Here is a 627-nt window from a genome sequence, read left to right as displayed (position 1 = left end):
CGGGCAAGGAGCTCGTGGCCCGGAGCCTCCACGAGGCCAGCGGACGCCACCAAAGTCGCATGGTGACGGTCAACTGCGCCGCGATCCCGCCCGCGCTCTTCGAGTCCGAGCTCTTCGGCCACAAGCGCGGGGCCTTCACGGGGGCCAGCGAAGACCACAAGGGCCTCTTCGAGATCGCAGACGGCGGCACCCTCTTCCTCGACGAGATCGGCGAAATGAGCCTCGAGCTCCAGGTCAAGCTCCTGCGCGTCCTCGAGCGGAGCGAGTTTCGTCCCCTGGGGTCGAACAAGACCGTCCGCGTCGACGTGCGCGTGGTCGCGGCCACCAACAAGACCTTGGCGGACGAGGCAGCGGCCGGCCGTTTCCGCGAGGACCTCTACTACCGCCTGAACGTGATCCACGTCGAGGTCCCGCCCCTCCGCGGTCGCAAGGAGGACATTCCGGCCCTCGCCGAAGCCTTTCTCAAGGACATGGGTCGCCAGGCGAGCGACCTCAGCCCCGCTGCCCTCGAGGTTCTCCTGCGCCACATTTGGCCGGGCAACATTCGCGAGCTCCGCCATGCCCTCGAGCGCGCCGGCCTCCTGGCGGGCAGCGGGCAGATCGAGCCCAAGCACCTCGGCCTCGAAG

1 protein-coding gene is annotated in these 627 nt (G+C 68.7%); it reads left to right on the top strand.

Annotated features, from left to right (window positions below):
• Nucleotides 1-627: sigma 54-interacting transcriptional regulator (locus AAFU51_18865; GenBank protein MEO1573305.1), on the top strand; the 627-nt coding region annotated here is incomplete at both ends.

This window comes from Bacteroidota bacterium, from assembly GCA_039821555.1.
In the GTDB taxonomy this organism is placed as follows: domain Bacteria; phylum Bacteroidota; class Rhodothermia; order Rhodothermales; family Rubricoccaceae; genus JBCBEX01.
The sequence above is the reverse complement of the archived record's forward strand: the minus strand, read 5'-3'. Positions and strand labels throughout refer to the sequence as shown.